The organism is Nonomuraea polychroma, from assembly GCF_004011505.1.
GTDB lineage: Bacteria > Actinomycetota > Actinomycetes > Streptosporangiales > Streptosporangiaceae > Nonomuraea > Nonomuraea polychroma.
This window is the reverse complement of the sequence record NZ_SAUN01000001.1, coordinates 6,499,590-6,517,974: the sequence shown is the minus strand read 5'-3', so window position 1 is coordinate 6,517,974 and position 18,385 is coordinate 6,499,590. Positions and strand designations below refer to the sequence as shown.

The following is an 18,385-nucleotide window of genomic DNA, read 5'->3' as shown; positions in this document are numbered from 1 at the left end:
CGGCGACGCCGGCCGCCACGCCTAGAAGGGCGGGCGGGCACCCAGGTGCATGATCGCCTTGGCGGCCAGCCGGCATCCCGAGGTCAGCGACTCGGCCGGGGGCTTGCCCTCCAGCCACGGCGGCAGGAATCCGGCGGAGAACGCGTCGCCCGCCCCCGTGCCGTCCACGATCTTGTCGACCGGCTCGGCGGCCACGTGGACCGGCTCGGGGCGGCCGTTGCCGAACCACAGCGCGCCCTCGGCGTTCATCTTGATCACGACCTGCGGGAACCACGCCGTCAGCACCTTGGCCGCGGCCTCCGCGTCGTCGCGCCCGGTCAGCACCTTCGCCTGGTCGGTGTTGGCGAACAGCAGCTTGGCGCCGTCGGTCCACTCCAGGAACGGCTCGGCCCCGGTGCGCTCGAGCGGCGCGGAGGAGGCGCAGTCGACCGAGATCGACATCCCGCTGCGCCTGGCCATGTCGAGCGCCGCGAGACCGGCGTCCCGCGAACCCTCGTTGATCAGCGTGTAGCCGGAAAGGTGGAGGTGCGAGCCTGACGTGAACAGGTCACGCGGCAGGTCCTCGGGCGACAGCGCGGCGTTGGCACCGGGATCGGAGAGCATCGTGCGCTCGCCCTTGTGCGTCACGAGCACCACGCAGGTGCCGGTGGGCCGCTCGGGATCCATGACGAGCCGCGCGTCCACGCCGTAGCCCATCAGCTCCATGTCGCGGTTTCGCCCGGTGATGTCGGCGCCCCTGCGGCCGATGAAGGCCACCTCGGCGCCTTCGACGGCGAGCCACGAGGCGATGTTGGCCCCGGAGCCGCCACCGTGCATCGTCACGATCGCCGGGGTGTCGCTGGCCCTGGCGAGGGCATAACGGGCGCGCGCGACCGCGTCGGTCATGAGATCGCCCACCACGACGACCCGCGTCATGATGTCCACCACCTTGCTGCCTTCGGAACGAGCCTGGCCACGGCAAAACGCCACGGCAAAACTAACAGCTTCCGGGCTGCTCGTGGGGCGGACCCATGACACCAGGCTGGAGTCGATGCACAAGCGTTGCCCAAACGGGGGCTCCGGTCTTGGGATGTGGGATGCGGGTTTACGCTCGTTGCTGTGGAGGCACAATATCCGGCTCACTGGGAGGCCGACGTCGTCCTGGCCGACGGCGGCACCGCTCACGTACGCCCGATCCGGCCCGCCGACGCGGGCCGCCTCCGCTCCTTCTACTCGCGACTGTCCGACGAGTCGATCTATTTCCGGTTCTTCGGGCCGCGGCCGCGGTTGTCGGACAGGGAAGTCGAGCGGTTCACGAACGTCGACTACGTCAACAGGGTCGCGCTGATCGCCACCATCGGCGCCGAGATGGTCGCCGTGATCCGCTACGACCGCACCGGACCGGGCGAGGCCGAGGTGGCGTTTCTCGTCGAGGACGCCCACCAGGGCAGGGGAGTGGCCTCCGTGCTCCTGGAGCACCTGGCCGCCACCGCGCGCGAAAACGGCATCGAGCGGTTCATCGCCGACGTCCTGCCCGCCAACATGCGCATGATGGGCGTGCTGCGCCAGGCGGGCTACACCGCCCAGAGCCAGTTCGCCGACGGCGTCGTACGCATGACGCTCGACCTCACCCCCACCGAGACCTCCACCGAGGTGACGGCGGCACGCGAGCACCGGGCCGAGTCCAGGTCCATCGCCAGGCTGCTCACCCCGGGCTCGGTCGCGGTCATCGGCGCCTCCCGCGAGCCCGGCGGGGTGGGCCAGACCGTCCTTCGCCACCTGCTGGCCGCCGACTTCACCGGCCCCGTCTACCCGGTGCACCGGGAGGTGCGGGCGGTGGCGGGCGTGCGGGCCTACCCGAGTGTCACCGCCATCGACGGCGACGTGGACCTGGCCGTGGTCGCCGTGCCCGCGGAAAGCGTGATCGACGTGGTCAAGGAGTGCGCGGAGAAGGGGGTGCACGGGCTGGTCGTGGTCTCCTCCGGGTTCGGCGAGACCGGCGCGCCCGGCCGGGCCAGGCAGGACGAGCTGGCCCGCATCGCCCGCGCCTACGGCCTGCGCGTGGTCGGGCCCAACTGCCTCGGCATCGCCAACACCGACGCCGCCGTCCGGCTCAACGCCACCCTCGCCGACACCGTGCCCGGGCCGGGCACGGTCGGCTTCTTCAGCCAGTCGGGCGCGCTCGGCACCGCACTGCTGCAGCGGGTGGCGCAGCGCGGCATGGGCATCTCGTCGTTCGTCTCCGCGGGCAACCGGGCCGACGTCTCCGGCAACGACCTCCTGCAGTACTGGGAGGAGGACGACGCCACCGAGGTGATCCTGCTCTACCTGGAATCGCTCGGCAATCCGCGTAAGTTCACCCGGCTGGCCAGGCGCATCGCACGTGCCAAGCCGATCGTCGTGGTCAAGAGCGGCGGCACCCCGTCAGGGCACTCGGCGGAGGAGCTGGGGCTGCCGGACTCCGCGATCAGCTCCCTCTTCGCGCAGGCCGGGCTGATCAGGGTCGACGACCTCATCCAGCTGTTCGACGTGGGGCAGCTGCTGGCGTACCAGCCGCTGCCCGCCGGGCCCAGGGTCGCGCTCGTGACCAACTCCGACGCGCTCGGCCTGCTCGCCGCCGACGCCTGCCGGGCCGCCGGGCTCGAGCCCCGGCCGCCGGTCAACCTGGGGCCCGCCGCGGGGGCCTCCGAATTCGGCACGGCGCTCTCCGGGGAGCTCGCCTCGTCCGGCGTGGACGCCGCCGTCGTGATCTACATGCCGCCCCTTCCCGGTGACACGGAGGCGGTGGCCGCCGAGCTGGTGCGGGTGTCGAAGGACGTGCCCAAGCCGGTGCTGACGACGTTCGGCGGCCATCTCGGCATGCATCCGGCGCTGCGGCTGGAAGGCCCGTCCGGCTCGCAGGCCCCGCCCGCGCGCGGGTCCATCCCCTCGTACGCGGCCCCCGAGGAGGCGGTCCGGGCGCTGGCGCACGTGGTGCGGTACGCCACGTGGCGCGCGCAACCGGCGATGCCGCCTCCGGAGCTCGACACCATCGACACCGACCGCGCCCGCACCCTGGCCCGCAGCCTCCTGGCAGGCACCGCCCCAGCGGATGAGGACACGTCGGCGACTCCGGCCGCCACCCACCCGGAAGGCCTCATGAGCGGGCCGGCCGATCCGGTGACGGTCCCTGCCGGGCAGGCGTCAGCGTCGCCGGGGGCGCGCCCGCGGCCGGGGTTTTTCGCGGAGCCGGGGCCGCCGGTCGAGATCGACGCCTCCGACCTGTTGTCCTGCTACGGCCTCACCGTGTGGCCCGCCGAGGTGGTGCGTTCGCCCGACGAGGCCGTGGCGGCCGCGGAACGCCTTGGCTGGCCCGTGGTGCTGAAGGTGGCCGACCCGGGCGCCTCGCGCCGCGCCGGCACCGTGCGCCTGGGGCTGACGGGCCCTGAGATGGTGCGCCACGCGTTCGCCGAGTTCGCCGACCAGTTGGGCGAGGAGGTGCGGCTGGCGGTCCAGCGCATGGCGCCGCAGCCGGCCGTGCCGACCGTGGTGGGCGTCATCGAGGATCCGGCGTTCGGCCCGGTGGTGTCGTTCGGGCTGGGCGAGGTGACCGCGCGTCTCCTCCTCGACCAGGGTTTCCGCCTCGCCCCGCTGACGAGGGAGGACGCCGCCGCCCTGGTGCGTTCCGTACGCGCCGCCCCGTTGCTGTTCGGCCAGTACGGCTACCCGCCCGTGGCGGTCGACGCCCTGGAGGACCTGCTCGTACGCGTCGGCCGCCTGGCCAACGACCTGCCCGAGGTGGCCCGCCTGGACCTGGATCAGGTGCTCGTGGGGGAGTCGGACGTCCTGATACTCGGCGCCCGCGCCACCCTCCGCACCCCGGCGGGCCCGCGCCTGGACGGCGGCCCACGCAGGTTGTCCTGACGGCACCCGTCAGACGAGGAAGCCGAGTGAGGCCAGTGTTCAGCAGTGGTCCTTGTTACCTATCTAAAGACGTTATAGAGCGTTATGTCCGGCGGGTGAGTGCATCGCCCGGCCCTGGCAGGATGGACCCATGAGGGAAACCCGAGTCTCAGCCGCGGGCCTGCGTGAAGCGATCGAGCGCAGCGGCTATTATCCCGACCTCGTCACCGATGCGGTCGAATCCGCGCTGGGCAAGGAAGCCGTGACCGCGTTCGTGGTCCACCACGAGGCCACGTTCGATCCCGCGATGGAGGTGCGCAGACACGTCACCGTGCTGGTGCTGACCGCGACGCGGCTGCTCGTCTGCCACACCGACGAGCATCCCGCGGTGGAGGGCGTCTCGACGTCCCACGCTTCCACGACCACGGAGGCCGTGCGCCTGAGCCGCATCCAATCGGTCGCCGTGACCCGTGTCGTGCCCGACCCCGCCTCCTACGTCCCGGGCGTGCCTCCCACGGAGGTGACGCTCACCATCGGCTGGGGTGCGATCTCCCACGTGGACCTGGAGCCGGCCACGTGCGGCGACGAAAACTGCGAGGCCGACCACGGCTACACGGGCGCCATCACCGCCGATGACCTGTCCCTCCGGGTCAGCGAGGCGGCCGACGGCCCCGAGGCGGTCACCCACGTCCTGGCCTTCGCCAAGAGCCTCTCCGAGGCCACCGCCCGCGCCGCCGCCTGACCCGGCCTCGGCCCTCCCCCCGGCGCCTTCCTCGGCATCCTCATCTTCCGGCTCATCTTCCGGCCGGGCACGTTCCGGCCGGGCCGCGGCCGCCTGCGCCGATACGCCCGCCGCGGGCCGACACGAAGACGATGGCCGAGATGTCAGCGAAGACGCAGGTCAAGGATGCGCTCGTCACGGCGAGCACCCCGTGAGCCTTCACGACCGGCCATGACAGACGGAAACCAGCGACGGCGAGTGCGGGCAACCCGGCCGGCCGTAAAGGAAGATGGGCGAGATCCCCGCGAAAACGGAGAGGATCGCGATGCCTGGCGAAAGAGGGGTAACGCGAGCCTCATGAAGATGGAGAGATCCGGCCTAGGATGAGGGGCATGCTGGTGCCAGGGTATGGTGGCGGGTCGCTGGCAGACCTGCCGGGCGCGCTGCTGGCCGCGCTGGGTGTCCGCGGCGCCGATCCGGAGACTCCGCTGGGTGTTCGCGGCGCTGATCCGGAGACTCCGCTGGTGCTGACGCCTGCCGAGCGCGTCTGCCTGTTCCTGGTAGACGGCCTCGGGGCTGAGCTGCTGCGGGCGCACGCTGAGGCGGCACCGTTCCTCTCCGGGCTCAAGAGCCGGACGCTCACGGCCGGATTCCCCGCCACCACCGTCACCAGCCTCTGCTCCCTGGGCACGGGCCTGCCGCCGGGCGAGCACGGGATGCTGGGCCTGACGCTGGCCGTGCCAGGCACCGGGCAGCTGTTCAACTGCCTGCGATGGACGCTGCCCGACGGCCTCACGATGGACCCCGAGCAGTGGCAGCCCGCCCAGACCGTCTACCAGCGGGCCGCCGGCGCCGGCATCGAGCCCGCTTACGTCGCCCCCGCCGAGTTCGAGGGCACGGGCCTGACCAGGGCCGTCTACCGGGGCGTGCGCTACTTCGCGGCCGACACCGTGGACGAGCGCGTCGCCCGCACGCACGAGGCGATGCGCGCACGGCCCGCCCACGTCACCGTCTATTACGGCGACCTGGACTCCGCCGGGCACCTGACGGGCTGGGGCAGCGAGGAGTGGCTGCGGCAACTGGCCATCGTGGACGACATGGCCCAGCGGCTGGCCGAAGGGCTGCCGCCCGGCTCGGCGATGTACGTCACCGCCGACCACGGCATGGTCAACGCCACCGAGAAGGTCGACGCGGAGACCGTGCCCGAGCTGACCGAAGGCGTGGCGCTGATCGGCGGCGAGGCCAGGGCCAGGCACGTTTACGCCGCGCCTGGCGCCGCGCGGCACGTGCTGGAGGCGTGGCGTGAGACCTTCCAGGGCAAGGCATGGGTAGTGTCCAGGCAGGAGGCGGTGGAGTCCGGCTGGTTCGGGCCGCGGGTACGCGAGGCGTGGCTGCAGCGCATCGGCGACGTCGTCGCCGTCCCCTACACCGACCTGGCCATCCTCGCGCCGAGCGCGCACCCGATCGAGGCCATCTTCATCGGGTACCACGGTTCGATGACGCCGGCCGAGCAGAACATCCCGCTCCTGGAGGTCCGCACGTGACCGGTCCGGGGCGGTCAATGATCCTGGAGGTACGCCTGTGACGAGCTTCCCGACGAACCCGTCGGCGGGTCCGCTGATCACTCCGGAGGGACTCGCCGCGCTCGGCGACGTGACGCTGCTGGACGTACGCTGGCGGCTCGGCGGCCCGCCCGGGATCGAGCTCTACCGTGAAGGTCACATTCCGGGCGCCGTCTACTGCGACCTCGACACCGATCTCGCGGCCCCTCCCGGCGCGGGCGGCCGGCACCCCCTGCCTGAGGCGGAGGCGTTCCAGAGCGCGATGCGCCGCCTCGGGGTGCGCGACGACCGGCCGGTGGTGGTCTATGACGACGTCGGCTCCACCGTCGCCGCCAGGGCGTGGTGGGCACTGCGGTATTTCGGGCACCAGGACGTCCGCGTGCTTGACGGCGGCCTGTCCGCGTGGACCGCGGCCCGGCTGCCGACCACGAAGGAGACACCGTCGGTGAAGGAAGGGGACTTCACGGCGCGGCCCGGCGGGATGCCGGTGCTGACCGCTGAGCAGGCGGCCGCGCTGGCGGCCGAGGGCGTGCTGCTCGACGCGAGGGCGGCCGAACGCTACCGGGGCGAGGTGGAGCCGGTCGATCCGGTGGCCGGGCACGTTCCCGGGGCCGTCAGCGCGCCGACCATGGACAACGTCGGGCCCGACGGCAGGTTCCTCGATCCTGCCGCGCTCCGGGCCAGGTTCGCGGAGCTGGGCGTGGGCGAGGGGGTCCAGGCGGGGGCGTACTGCGGCTCGGGGGTGACGGCCGCGCACGAGGTGCTCGCGCTCGAGGTGGCGGGCCTGCCCGCCGCACTCTACGTGGGCTCCTGGTCCAACTGGGTGGCCGACCCTTCGAGACCCGTGGCCACCGGCTGATACAGCGGCCGGTCGCCGGCGCCGAAGCACGTGAACTCGTAGACTCCGGTCTTCGCCGAGGCGTGGGCCAGGGCCGCGTCCGGCGGCTGTCCGGCCGCGACGAGCTCGTGGAACATGCTCATCACCGCCCGCGCCGCCTCGTCCCGCACGGGCACCAGGCCGGCGATCACGCAGGATGATCCCTTGGCCAGGAAGGTTCCGGGCAGTCCCAGAGGTGCGCCCTCCACCGGTGTGCGGGACATGCCCGAATTGCAGGCGGAAAGCACCGCGAGCTCCGGCGATCGAGCCACGTTCAGCACGTCGTACGCCATGAGCGAGCCGTCCTCCAGCGTGATCCCGGACACCAGCGGGCTACGCGCGTGGAACACTCCGTGCGCCGCCAGATGCAGCACGTCCGCGACCGCCAGCGCCTCCAGTACCGCCTCGGTGCGCCCCGGCACCTCCCGCCCGCCCGGATGGCAGGCCAGCACATGCGCCACCTCGGCATGCGCGTGAGCCAGCGCCGGTCCGGCCGCCGCGACCACCACGGGAGACCCGTCCCGGCGAGGGGCTTGCCGTGCCCGGATCCAGGCGGCCGCGCTGGCCGCCACGTTCACCGGGCGTTCGCGCAGGAACGGCAGCGCTCCCCACGGCAGCGTGTGCAGCGCACCCACGGGCACCACCACCAGCGGCGCGTCACCCACGTCCGCCGCCAGTGGCCCGAACACCAGCCGCTCGAGCTCCCCGGCCGCGACCTCGAGATCCTTGTCCCCATCCGGCCGCAGCCCCAGAACGCCGGTCGAGCCCGGGCCTGGGATGCCGGTCGAGCTCAGCCCTGGAACGCCGGTCGAGCCCTGCCCCGGGGTCTCCTGCTCGTGTAGCCGGTCTCGCGCCTCCGCCCGCCGCCGGACCGCGTACCGCAGCCGCACGATGGCCTCCTCGACCGCCCGCACCGCCCCCAGCCACCGCAGCAGCACCCGATCCGCGGCGATCACCACCGCCAGCAGCGACTCCCCGTCGACCACATACTCCACCAGAGCCCGCCGCCCCAGCTCCGCCCGCACCCGCTCGGGATCCGCCAGCGCGCAGGCATGGGCGGGCGCCGTGACGGCCCGCCACCGCTCCGCCCACTCGAACACGTCACCGGGCCCTCCAGAGCGCACGGCCAGCCCCAGCCCGAACGCCGCCAGCCGCTCCCCGGCCCTGGCGACGTGGGCCCGCAACGACGGGTCGGCGAACGTCCCCACCTGCTCGGTCACCTCCGCCAGCCCGTCACACACCGCCAGAAAGGCCCCGGGGATGTCCTCCTGCAGCGCCGCCTCCAGCGCGAGCGCGTGCTGGCGTACCGGGACCGGGATCTGCGACGCCCGTGCCGGCCGCCTGGCCCGCGGCTCGGCGGCGGGCGAGGTCAGCGAGGTGAGCCGCGCGCCCGGGGGTGGGCACTGATCGCCCGGGTCGTCGTGTTCCTCCCGATCGGCGTGCCGGGTGAGGCGGGCCAGCTGCGCCGAGGCCGTCGGATGATCGTCCACGGCGAGCGCCGCTTCGGCCGCGACCAGCCGCAGCGCTGCCGCCGCTGCCAGGTGGGCTCCTCCGCCCTCCAGCTCGTCCGCACCCGCGATCAACTCGGCGACCAGGGCCGGCGTGACGGGTTCGAGGGCCAGGCGGGAGCGCAGCACCACCTCCCTGGCCAGCGGCAGCCACGACGTGCGGTCCTGCGCGGCAAGCTCGTCCGCCGCCTGCTCGGCCACCTGCCGGGCCCGGTGCGGGTCGCCGGTCAGCAGCTCCACCTGGGCGAGCTTCAGCCGCGCCTCCGCCAGCGCCGCCCGGGCACCGCACGCCTCGAGGTCGGGCACGGCGAGGTTCAGCATGGCCCTGGCCTCGCCGGGCAGGTGGGCAGCCAGCAAGGCGCCGGCGAAGTCGGCCCGCATCGTGGCCAGCCGCTCGGGGTAGCCGAACAGCGTGTCCTCGGCGTCCCGGTAGTGGTGGAACGCCCCGGCGATGTCGCCCCGCCGTACCGCGAGGAAGGGCAGGTTCGCGGCGGACAACCGGGCCAGGTGATGCAGCCCGGCGTGCTGGGAGATCTGCAGGCAGGCGGTGAGGTCGCGCATGGCGGCGTCCCAGTCGTCCCGGTAGGAGTGGACGAGGCCGCGGTTGAGCAGGCCGCCCGCCAGGAATCTGCGGTTGTCGAGGGTGCCGGGCGCGGACGCCAGGATCCGCAGCGCGCGGTCGCAGGCGGCGACGGCCTCCTGATGGCGGCCGAGGTGAGCCAGCGCCACGGCGCGCTGGGTGTCGAGCTTGGCGCGATCGAGCGGGGACAGATCGGCCCAGGCCAGAGCGGCCAGGCGCAGCGCCTGCACGGGGTGACCACGCTCGGTGCGTACGGTGACGAGCGACAGCCGGGCCTGCGCCACCCGCTCCCGCGGGACTCCCGGGGTGGCGATGGCCTGGCGCAGATGCCGTTCGGCGCCTTCCAGATCGCCCAGCTCACGGGCGGCCAGCGCCATCGCCCGGAGCGCGATGGCCGCGGCCTCGGGAGAGCCGGTACGGCGGGCCGCGTCGAGCACGACCTGCCCCGCGTGCATGGCATGCCCGGGATCGACCAGCGAACGGAGCATGGCGGCCTCGGCGGCCGTGACGAGGGGGTCGAGTTCCTCCGAGGTGTCCCTCATGGCGGACCTTGATGGATGCGGCCGGGAGGCCCGGCGGGAGGTCAGGGCCGGACGCGCACCCATCCGGTCTGCACGGGCTTGTGCCCGGGCCGGTGGCACACCACGCTCACCCAGCCGGGAGGCAGGCCCGTGGCGGCGAACTGGCCGTTGTGAGTGATGCGCGTGGTCAGTGTCAGATGCGGGGTTTTCACATCGACGAGGGCGCCTTCACCCGGATACGGGGCGACCTGCCCCGCGACGTCGATGAGACCGTCGTCCACGGACACCTCCACATCGAAGGTGAGGCCGGTCGTGACGAAGCGCATCACGTGCGAGCCGTCGTCGTCGCGCGTGCAGGAGCTCGCCGAGCTCATGCCCATCGCGGCGCACTCGACGTGGTCGGCGGTCCGCGCCTGGGGGACCCGGAGCCCGTAGACGTCACGCGCGGCGGCCGACACGTGACTGGGGATGGGGTCGTTTCCAGCGGCGAGCCGGAGTGCCGCGAGGAAGTATTCGTCATTGATCATCGCGCCGTCTCCTGTGCCGAGATCAAAGTGCGCAGTCTCTCCAGGCAGCGGGCCCTGGTCGGGCCGACGCTGCCCATGGGCAGACCGAGTCGCATCGCCGTCTGCCGGCTCCCGAGATCGATCGCGACCAGCTGGAGCAGCGTGCGGCAGGGCTCGTGCAGGGCGGAGACCGACTTCCAGAGCAGCTGCCTGCCGTCGGTCTCCAGAACGGCGGCGGCCGGGTCAGGCTCCTCGACGACCTCGGCGGAGAAGACCCGCGGACGGTCCTTGCGCAGGAGCAGCATGGCCTCGCGGCGTACGGTCGTCGCGAGCCACCCGCCCACCCTCGCCGGGTCCTTGAGGCTCTCCAGATGCTGCAGCAGGCGCAGCCAGGCACCCTGGACCACGTCCGCCGCATCGGCCGGGCTCAGGCCGCACGCGCGGGCCACGGCCCACATGTGCGGCCCGAACCGGGACTCGAGCTCTTCCCACGCCGACCGGTCGCCGTCGGCCGCGGCGTGGACGAGCTCCGCGGGATCGCGGTGCACGCGGCCTCCTCTCGCCCGGCACGGAGAGGATCATGCCTCACCGTGATTGAATGGGAACTGAGCGTCAACTCTACAGACTCGAGGGGAAGGGCACTCCCAGATCCGGAATTTGCCGGGCGCCCTCGCCGTCGAGAAGCCGGCGCACCACGTCCTTCGCCGGTTCCTTCTTGGCCGCGTCCGCGATGGTTCCGGACACCAGGGCGGTGGCGAACGATGTGCCACACCACGCCGCGAAGCCCCCGAACTGCTCCGTGTCGAGATAGCTGCTGGCCAGCCAGTCGCCGCGGGCGCAGGCGTCCACCCAGGTGCCGTACCCGGAGTACGGGGCCCGGCTCTCCTGCGCGGCGTCGAGGGCTGCCACGCCGATCACGCTGGGCAGCGCGGCGGGCCAGAACGGCCGGTCGGAGGCGGTGTTGCCGGCGCAGGCCACCGTCACCGTGCTGGTCAGCTCGGCGATGGCGTCGGCCACCAGCTGCGGCGGGCGGTCGTCGAAGGTGTGGCCGCCGAAGGACAGGTTGAGCACCTGAGGGGGCCGCTCCCGCAGGCGATGGAGCGCGCGGACGACGGACGCCTCGTCGCCGAGGCCGTCGCCGTCCAGCACCCGGTCCACGCGCAGGGCGGCACCGGGCGCGCCGCGGACCAGCAGGCCGGCGATGAACGTCCCGTGGCCGGCCTGCAGGCCCTCGCTCGCGTCGGCCGCCTCGGGGCCGATGTCGTCATACCAGTCGCTGGCCGCCCACCACGGGTGCTCGGCGACGCCGGTGTCGAGCAGGCCCACCGTCACGTCGGAGCGAGACCTGCCAGGTTTGTAGGAAATGGGCGGGGTGGGGAACGGTCTGGACGCGGGACCGCCGAAGAACAGCGGCTGGCCGCGGAAGACGTGGTTCGGCGAGGCTCTCAGACCTTGATCGCGCAACTCGGCCGTGAGCTCACAGGGGTCGACGCCTGCCGCCAGGTGGACGACGCAGACCCCGTCCGCCTCGGAGACGGCCTGGGTCCAGCGCGCTGCGGCGGACAGCGAGCTGCGATCGGTCAGCAGCTGACCTGGCCGGATGAACGCCTCGCCGACTTGTTGCATTTCCATGGCCCGGTATGTTTCCCGTCTGCAACAGGTGTCACGCGGCACTCCGGCACCAACTTGGTATGGCCCCCCTCTGGTGTCGAGTAGCGACCGACGGTAGTCTCTCCCTAGTCACTTGTGATCATCCCGGGGCGAGGCCGTTGGGGAAGGCGCACCTCGTACCGAAACGGGAGGTCCGGTGTCTGCTCGTGGCGTCCTTTACGTCCACTCGGCTCAGCCCGCGCTGTGCCCTCACATCGAATGGGCAGTCGCGGGTGTCCTTGGCGTGCCCGTAGATCTGACGTGGACTCCGCAACCCGCCGCGCCAAACGTCGTGCGCGCGCAGGCGGAGTGGGAGGGCCGCGCGGGCATCGCGGCGTCCATCGCCTCCTCGCTCATGGGCTGGCAGCGTCTCAGGTTCGAGATCACTGAGGACGCCTCGCCCGGGGTGGACGGCTCCCGGCATGCGTACACGCCGACGCTCGGCGCCTTCACCGCGGTCATCGGCGCCTCCGGCGACATCATGATCCCCGAGGACCGCCTCCGCGCCGCCATGATGATGGCCGCTCAGGGGCGGTGCGTGCTGGAGGAGGAGATCGACAAGATGCTCGGGCGTCCTTGGGACGAGGAGCTGGAGCCGTTCAGGTACGCCGGCGACGGCGCCCCGGTCCGCTGGCTGCACGCCGCGGTCTGACCCGGGCACGTGTCCATGGTCGCACTCGCGACGGGTCCTCGCTGGTTACGCGGTGTTGCCGCTCTCGGACCCTGCTCGTTGCGCGTGTCTATGGTCGCACTCGCGACGGGTCCTCGCTGGTTACGCGGTGTTGCCGCTCTCGGACCCTGCTCGTTGCGCGTGTCTATGGTCGCACTCGCGACGGGTCCTCGCTGGTTACGCGGTGCTGCCGCTCTCGGACCCTGCTCGTTGCTCCGTAGGAAAGCATTAAGGATTCCGTAACAGGCTGTTGCGAGGCTGAAGGCGCAGGAAAGGAAAGCAACCTCACCTCGAAAGAAGGAACGGCAGATGGCGAGCAAGCTCGTAGTCGGGACGTTTGTGACGCTGGACGGGATCATGCAGGCGCCGGGTGCACCCGGTGAGGACCCTTCCAACGGCTTCCCGCACGAAGGATGGTTGCCCCCGCACGTGGACGAGGGGTTCGGCCGCATCATGGGTCCCCTGCTGGACCGCGCGGACGGGATGCTCCTGGGCCGCAGGTCGTATGACATCCTCGCCGCCCACTGGCCCAACGTGCCGGACGAGGAGGGCGGCGCCAAGATCAACAGCATGCCGAAGTATGTCACCACGAGGACCCCGATGACCGCCGAGTGGCGCAACACCGAGGTCCTGGTGGGCGAGGCCGCAGAGACGGTCGCCGAGCTCAAGCGGCGCACCGACGGCATGATCCTCGTCCAGGGCAGCAGCGATCTCCTGCGCACGCTGCAGCAGGCCGAGCTGGTCGACGAATACCACCTGCTGGTCTTCCCCGTCGTCCTCGGCCAGGGCAAGCGCCTCTTCGCCGAGGGGACCGTCCCGGCCGGGCTGAAGCTCACCGGCTCGTCCACCACGGACGCCGGCGTCGTGTACATCACCTACGAGTGGGCGGGCAAGCCCGCGTACGGCTCCGTCGTCTAGCACGGGACAGCGGCACCAATGGCCCCGTACCGCCGCTCACCATCCCTTGGCCTGTCGCTCACTCACCATCCCTCCCTCCGGGACAGCACGAAGGCCCCGCACCGGTGTCGGTGCGGGGCCTTCGTCAAGACGGATTACAGCGGGATGTTGCCGTGGGCGCCGCGGGCCGGGGTGGCCTGGGCGAGAAGCTTGGCGATCGCGCCGCGCGTCTCCTCGGGCTTGATCACCTCGTCGATGACCCCCAGCTCCTGCGCCCGGGCGAGCCCGCCGGCCAGCTTCTCGTGCTCGGTGGCCAGCCGCTGCTCCAGCTCGGCCCGCTCCTCCTCCGGAGCGGCCGCGAGCTCGCGCCGCTTGAGAATGCGCACGGCCGCCACCGGGCCCATGACCGCGATCTGGGTCGTCGGCCAGGCGAACACCTTGGTGGCGCCCAGGGCACGCGAGTTCATCGCGATGTACGCCCCGCCGTACGCCTTCCGCGTCACCAGCGTGACCCGCGGCACCGACGCCTCGGCGAAGGCGTGCAGCAGCTTGGCGCCGCGCCGTACCACGCCGTCATGCTCCTGCCCGACGCCCGGCAGATAACCCGGCACGTCCACGAGGACAACCAATGGCACGCCGAACGCGTCACACATACGTACGAAGCGAGCGGCTTTCTCGGCGGACGTGGCGTCGAGGCAGCCGCCGAGCCGTATCGGGTTGTTGGCGATCACACCGACCGTCCGGCCCCCGAGGCGGCCGAGCGACGTGACGATGTTCGGCGCCCACTTGGGGTGCAGCTCGATGCCGGGCTCGTCGAGCAGGCCGTTGACCAGCGGCTTGACGTCGTATGCGCGCCGTGCGGAGTTGGGCAGCAGCGTGGAGAAGTCCACGTCCTCGACCTCGGAGGTGCGCACCCGGCCCTGGTGGCCGAGCAGCGTGGCGAGCTGGCGCGCCTTGACGTACGCGTCGGTCTCGGTCTTGGTGACGATGTGCACGACGCCGCTGCGCTTGCTGTGGGGCTCGGGGCCGCCCAGGGCCGCGGCGTCGACGTTCTCGCCGGTGACGCTGCGGACCACGTCGGGGCCCGTGACGAAGATGCGGCCGGAGTCGGCCAGGATGACGAGGTCGGTGAGCGCGGGGCCGTACGCGGCCCCGCCGGCGGCCGCGCCGACGACCACGGAGATCTGCGGCACGATGCCGGACGCCTTGGTCATGGCGGCGAAGACCCGGCCGACGGCGTGCAGCGACTCGACGCCTTCGGCGAGTCGCGCACCGCCGGAGTGCCAGATCCCGATGACCGGCACCCGTTCGCGGACGGCCACGTCATAGGCGTGGACGATGTGCTCGCAACCTTCGCTGCCCATCGCGCCGCCCTGGATGCGAGCGTCGCTGCAGAAGGCGACGACGGGCACGCCCTCCACGCGGCCCGTGGCGGCCAGGGCGCCGCTCTTGTCCTCAGGGGTGATCAGCCGCAGCGAGCCCTCGTCGAGCAGCGCGGCCAGGCGGACGATGGGATCGCGGGGATCGGCAGGCTCCTGATCGGAGTCCTGCGTCACCACCCGGTTGTCGAGCACGGTCATTTAAGCCCCCTTAAACACGACGGACACGTTGTGCCCGCCGAATCCGAACGAGTTGTTGACCGCGGCGATGTCGCCGTCCGGCAGCGTGCGGTTCTCGCCGTGGACGAGGTCCACTTCGATGCCGTCGTCGGGGTTGTCGAGGTTGATGGTGGCGGGGACGATCCGCTCCTGCAGCGCCTTGATCGTGAACACGGACTCGATGCCGCCCGCGCCGCCGAGCAGGTGCCCGGTCATCGACTTGGTGGAGGTCACCAGCGGGTGGGTGCCGATGGCCTTGGCCACCGCCTGGACCTCGCCCACGTCACCCGCGGGGGTCGAGGTGGCGTGCGCGTTGACGTGCTTGACGTCGAGGCCGGTGATGCCCGCGTCGTTGAGCGCGTGGGTCATCGCCATGATGATGCCCCGGCCCTCGGGCTCGGGCTGGGTGATGTGGTGCGCGTCGGCGGAGTAGCCGACGCCGGCGCAGTAGGCGTAGATCCGCGCGCCGCGCGCCTTGGCGTGCTCCTCGGACTCCAGCACCACGATGCCGGCGCCCTCACCGAGCACGAACCCGTCACGGTCGCGGTCCCACGGCCGGGAGGCGCCCGCAGGGTCGTCGTTGCGGGTGGACATGGCCCGCGCGGCGGCGAAGGCCGCCATGTTGAGCCCATGGATCGCCGCCTCGGTGCCACCGGCCACCACCACGTCGGCGCGGCCGGCCCTGATCATGTCCAGGGCGTAGCCGATGGCCTCGGCGCCGGACGCGCAGGCCGACACCGTGGCGTGCACGCCTGCCTGGGCGCGCAGGTCGAGGCCGATCCACGCGGCCGGGCCGTTGGGCATGAGCATCGGCACCGTGAAGGGCGACAGGCGGTTCCAGCCGCGCTCCCGGTAGGTGTCGTATGCCGCCAGGGTGGTGTTGATGCCGCCGATGCCGCTGGAGACCACGACGCCGAGCCGCTCGGGCGCCACCTCGGGGGCGCCGGCGTCCTGCCACGCCTCCCGGGCGGCGACCATGGCGAACTGCTCGCTGCGGTCGAGCCTGCGGGCCTCGGGCCGCGGCAGCACCTCGGCGGGGTCCACCGCGGCCGTCCCCGCGAACTTCACGGGGACGGTGTCGATCCAGTCCGTGGCGAGAGTCTCGACACCCGACTGACCGGCGAGGAGCGCCGTCCAGGTCGAGGTGACGTCTCCACCGACGGGCGTCGTCGCGCCAAGCCCGGTGACGACGACACGTACCCGGTTCGCACTCACAGTTCGCGCTCCTTGCTAGTCAGAAGGTGTGGTCTTGTCTTCAGGCCTGGATGAAGGTGAGGACGTCCTTGACCGTCTTCAGGTTCTTGAGCTGGTCATCCGGGATCTCGACGCCGAACTCGTCCTGGGCGGCCACGGCGATCTCGACCATGGACAGGGAGTCGATGTCGAGGTCGTCCACGAAGCTCTTCTCGGGCGTCACGTCGGAGGCCGGAATGCCGGTGATCTCGTTGATGATCTTGCCGAGGCCTTCGAGGATCTCCTGCTCGCTGGCTGCCATGTTGTTGGTTCTCCTTTGATTTCCTGGTTTCTGTGCAGCTGCGCCGCACAAGCTTTGAGTGGTACGGGCGTGATCCTACGGAATCTCGATCACTTGGCCCGCGTAGGTGAGCCCCGCGCCGAAACCGAGGACGAGCGCGAGCCCGCCCGAGCGGACCTCGCCACGCTCCAGCATGCGCGACAGCGCGAGCGGGATGGACGCGGCCGAGGTGTTTCCGGCGTGGACGATGTCACGCGCCACCACGGCCTTGTCAGCGCCCAGCTTGCGGGCGATGGCCTCGATGATGCGCAGGTTGGCCTGGTGCGGGACGAACGCCGACAGCTCTGCCGGGTCCACCCCCGCGCGTGAGCAGGCCTCCAGGGCCACCGGGTGCAACGTGGTGGTGGCCCAGCGGAAGACGGTCTGCCCCTCCTGGTGGAGGAACGTGGTGCGGTCCTGGATGTGGATGGCCTCGGCCTTGTCACCGGAGCTGCCCCAGACGACGGGGCCGATGCCGGGCGTGTCGGAAGGGCCCACAACCGCCGCTCCCGCACCGTCGGCGAAGATCACGGCGGTGGACCTGTCGGTCCAGTCGACCCACTGCGACAACTTCTCCGCGCCGATGACCAGCACGTTTCTGGCCGACCCCGCGCGTACGGCGGCGTCGGCGGTGGCGAGCGCGTAGCAGAACCCGGCGCAGGCGGCGTTGACGTCGAACGCGCCCGGCGCCTTGATGCCGAGGCGGTGCGCCACGACGGCGGAGGCGTTGGGGATCTGCGACTCGAGCGTGCAGGTGGCGACGATGACCAGGTCGATGTCCTCGGGCGACAGACCGCTCGCGGCCAGCGCCTTGCCGCCGGCGATGGTGGCCATGTCCTCGAGCGACTCGCTCGAGGGCGCGACCCTGCGCTCCTTGATGCCGACGCGCGACTGGATCCACTCGTCGTTGGTGTCCATGGTCTTGGCCAGGTCGTCGTTGGTGACGACGTTGGCCGGCTGGTAGTGGCCGAGCGCCAGCACCCTGCTGCCAGGGGCGATGCCGGAGATCTTCATTTGATCAGCTCCCTGGCCGCGTCGAGGTCGTCCGGTGTCTTCAGCGCCACCGTCTGCACGCCCCGCAGGCCGCGCCTGGCGAGGCCGGTCAGCGTGCCGCCGGGCAGCAGCTCGATCATGGTGGTGACGCCGAGCTCCGCCATGGTCTCCGAGCAGGCGTCCCACCTGACGGGGCTGCTGACCTGCTTGACCAGCCGCTCGACGAACTCGGCGCCGGAGGCGACGGGCTTGCCGTCGGAGTTGGACAGGAGCGTGACCCGCGGGTCGGCGGGCACGATGTTCTTGGCGGCTTCGCGCAGGCTCTCCACGGCCGGCGCCATGTGGTGCGTGTGGAACGCGCCCGCCACGGACAGCGGGATGAGCCGGGCGCGGGCCGGCGCGTCCTCCTTGAACGCGGCCAGCTGCTCCGTCGTGCCTCCGGCCACGATCTGGCCGGAGCCGTTGATGTTGGCGGGCGTCAGCCCGTGCCGCTCGATCGCGGCGAGCACCTCGTCCTCCGCGCCGCCGAGCACGGCGGTCATGCCGGTCTCGGTGACGGCGGCGGCCTTGGCCATGGCCTGGGCGCGCTCGCGGACAAGGGTGAGAGCCTGCTCGGCGGTGAGCACCCCGGCCAGCGCCGCTGCGGCGAACTCGCCCACGCTGTGGCCGGCGAGCACGTCGGGGGCCGCGCCGAGCGCCTCGGCGGAGGCCAAGGCGGCGGCGACGAGCAGCGGCTGGGCGACGGCCGTGTCGCGGATCTCGTCGGCGCCGGCGGTCGTCCCGTAGGCGATCAGGTCGATCCCGACGACTTCCGACCAGGCACCGAGCCGGTCCGCGAGACCGGGCAACTCGAGCCAGGGAGTCAGGAAGCCTGGACTTTGGGCACCTTGGCCCGGAGCGACGACTACAAGCACGAAATCCACCATGC

16 protein-coding genes are annotated in these 18,385 nt (G+C 71.9%); 6 read left to right on the top strand and 10 right to left on the bottom strand.

Features of this window, described 5'->3' with window-relative positions; genetic code table 11:
- Positions 1-21 precede the first annotated feature (21 nt).
- Positions 22-915 carry a carbohydrate kinase family protein gene (locus tag EDD27_RS29735; RefSeq protein ID WP_127935318.1) on the bottom strand — a complete coding sequence of 298 codons (894 nt, stop codon included), beginning with the start codon at positions 913-915 and terminating at the stop codon, positions 22-24.
- A gap of 183 nt (positions 916-1,098) precedes the next feature.
- On the opposite strand from EDD27_RS29735, the gene EDD27_RS29730 reads away from it, so the two are divergent.
- The 4 genes from EDD27_RS29730 (at position 1,099) to EDD27_RS29715 (ending at position 7,003) form a co-directional block, all read left to right on the top strand.
- Positions 1,099-3,882 carry a bifunctional acetate--CoA ligase family protein/GNAT family N-acetyltransferase gene (locus tag EDD27_RS29730; protein WP_127935317.1) on the top strand — a complete coding sequence of 928 codons (2,784 nt, stop codon included), beginning with the start codon at positions 1,099-1,101 and terminating at the stop codon, positions 3,880-3,882.
- 130 nt (positions 3,883-4,012) lie between these two features.
- Positions 4,013-4,603, top strand: coding sequence for a DUF5998 family protein (locus tag EDD27_RS29725; RefSeq protein ID WP_127935316.1), 591 nt, complete (start codon positions 4,013-4,015; stop codon positions 4,601-4,603).
- A 371-nt stretch (positions 4,604-4,974) separates the two neighbouring features.
- Positions 4,975-6,126, top strand: coding sequence for an alkaline phosphatase family protein (locus EDD27_RS29720; protein WP_241564327.1), 1,152 nt, complete (start codon positions 4,975-4,977; stop codon positions 6,124-6,126).
- Positions 6,127-6,163: 37 nt separating this feature from the next.
- The gene (locus EDD27_RS29715; protein ID WP_127935314.1) at positions 6,164-7,003 is read left to right on the top strand and encodes a sulfurtransferase; all 840 of its coding nucleotides are present in this window, start codon (positions 6,164-6,166) and stop codon (positions 7,001-7,003) included.
- On the opposite strand, the gene EDD27_RS29710 is transcribed toward EDD27_RS29715, so the two are convergent.
- The 4 genes from EDD27_RS29710 to EDD27_RS29695 form a co-directional block, all read right to left on the bottom strand.
- Entirely contained in the window at positions 6,943-9,651 is a 2,709-nt protein-coding gene (locus EDD27_RS29710) for a CHAT domain-containing protein (protein WP_127935313.1), read from the bottom strand. The genes EDD27_RS29715 and EDD27_RS29710 overlap by 61 nt on opposite strands.
- Positions 9,652-9,692: 41 nt before the next feature.
- Positions 9,693-10,157, bottom strand: coding sequence for a carboxypeptidase regulatory-like domain-containing protein (locus EDD27_RS29705; RefSeq protein ID WP_127935312.1), 465 nt, complete (start codon positions 10,155-10,157; stop codon positions 9,693-9,695).
- Positions 10,154-10,684, bottom strand: a complete 531-nt coding sequence (locus tag EDD27_RS29700; protein ID WP_241564326.1) for an RNA polymerase sigma factor — start codon at positions 10,682-10,684, stop codon at positions 10,154-10,156. The genes EDD27_RS29705 and EDD27_RS29700 overlap by 4 nt, the downstream gene beginning before the upstream one ends.
- A gap of 70 nt (positions 10,685-10,754) precedes the next feature.
- On the bottom strand, positions 10,755-11,768 hold the full coding sequence (locus EDD27_RS29695) for a S8 family peptidase (protein WP_127935311.1): 1,014 nt from the start codon (positions 11,766-11,768) through the stop codon (positions 10,755-10,757).
- Between the two features lie 175 nt (positions 11,769-11,943).
- On the opposite strand from EDD27_RS29695, the gene EDD27_RS29690 reads away from it, so the two are divergent.
- Entirely contained in the window at positions 11,944-12,438 is a 495-nt protein-coding gene (locus tag EDD27_RS29690; RefSeq protein ID WP_127935310.1) for a DUF3145 domain-containing protein, read from the top strand.
- Between the two features lie 327 nt (positions 12,439-12,765).
- A complete protein-coding gene (locus tag EDD27_RS29685) occupies positions 12,766-13,374 on the top strand; it encodes a dihydrofolate reductase family protein (protein ID WP_127935309.1) in 609 nt (202 codons plus the stop codon).
- A gap of 134 nt (positions 13,375-13,508) precedes the next feature.
- Here EDD27_RS29685 and EDD27_RS29680 read toward each other — a convergent pair whose 3' ends face one another.
- From EDD27_RS29680 to EDD27_RS29660, 5 genes are all read right to left on the bottom strand, one after another.
- Complete coding sequence (locus EDD27_RS29680) at positions 13,509-14,933, bottom strand: acyl-CoA carboxylase subunit beta (RefSeq protein ID WP_127935308.1); 1,425 nt, start codon at positions 14,931-14,933, stop codon at positions 13,509-13,511.
- On the bottom strand, positions 14,934-16,166 hold the full coding sequence (gene fabF, locus EDD27_RS29675) for a beta-ketoacyl-ACP synthase II (RefSeq protein WP_127935307.1): 1,233 nt from the start codon (positions 16,164-16,166) through the stop codon (positions 14,934-14,936).
- Between the two features lie 40 nt (positions 16,167-16,206).
- Positions 16,207-16,446, bottom strand: a complete 240-nt coding sequence (locus EDD27_RS29670) for an acyl carrier protein (protein WP_127935306.1) — start codon at positions 16,444-16,446, stop codon at positions 16,207-16,209.
- 75 nt (positions 16,447-16,521) lie between these two features.
- Entirely contained in the window at positions 16,522-17,478 is a 957-nt protein-coding gene (locus EDD27_RS29665; RefSeq protein WP_127935305.1) for a beta-ketoacyl-ACP synthase III, read from the bottom strand.
- Positions 17,475-18,371 (bottom strand): ACP S-malonyltransferase, encoded by an 897-nt coding sequence (locus tag EDD27_RS29660; RefSeq protein ID WP_127935304.1) that lies wholly within the window; start codon positions 18,369-18,371, stop codon positions 17,475-17,477. Before EDD27_RS29660 ends, EDD27_RS29665 begins: the two co-directional genes overlap by 4 nt.
- Positions 18,372-18,385 lie beyond the last annotated feature (14 nt).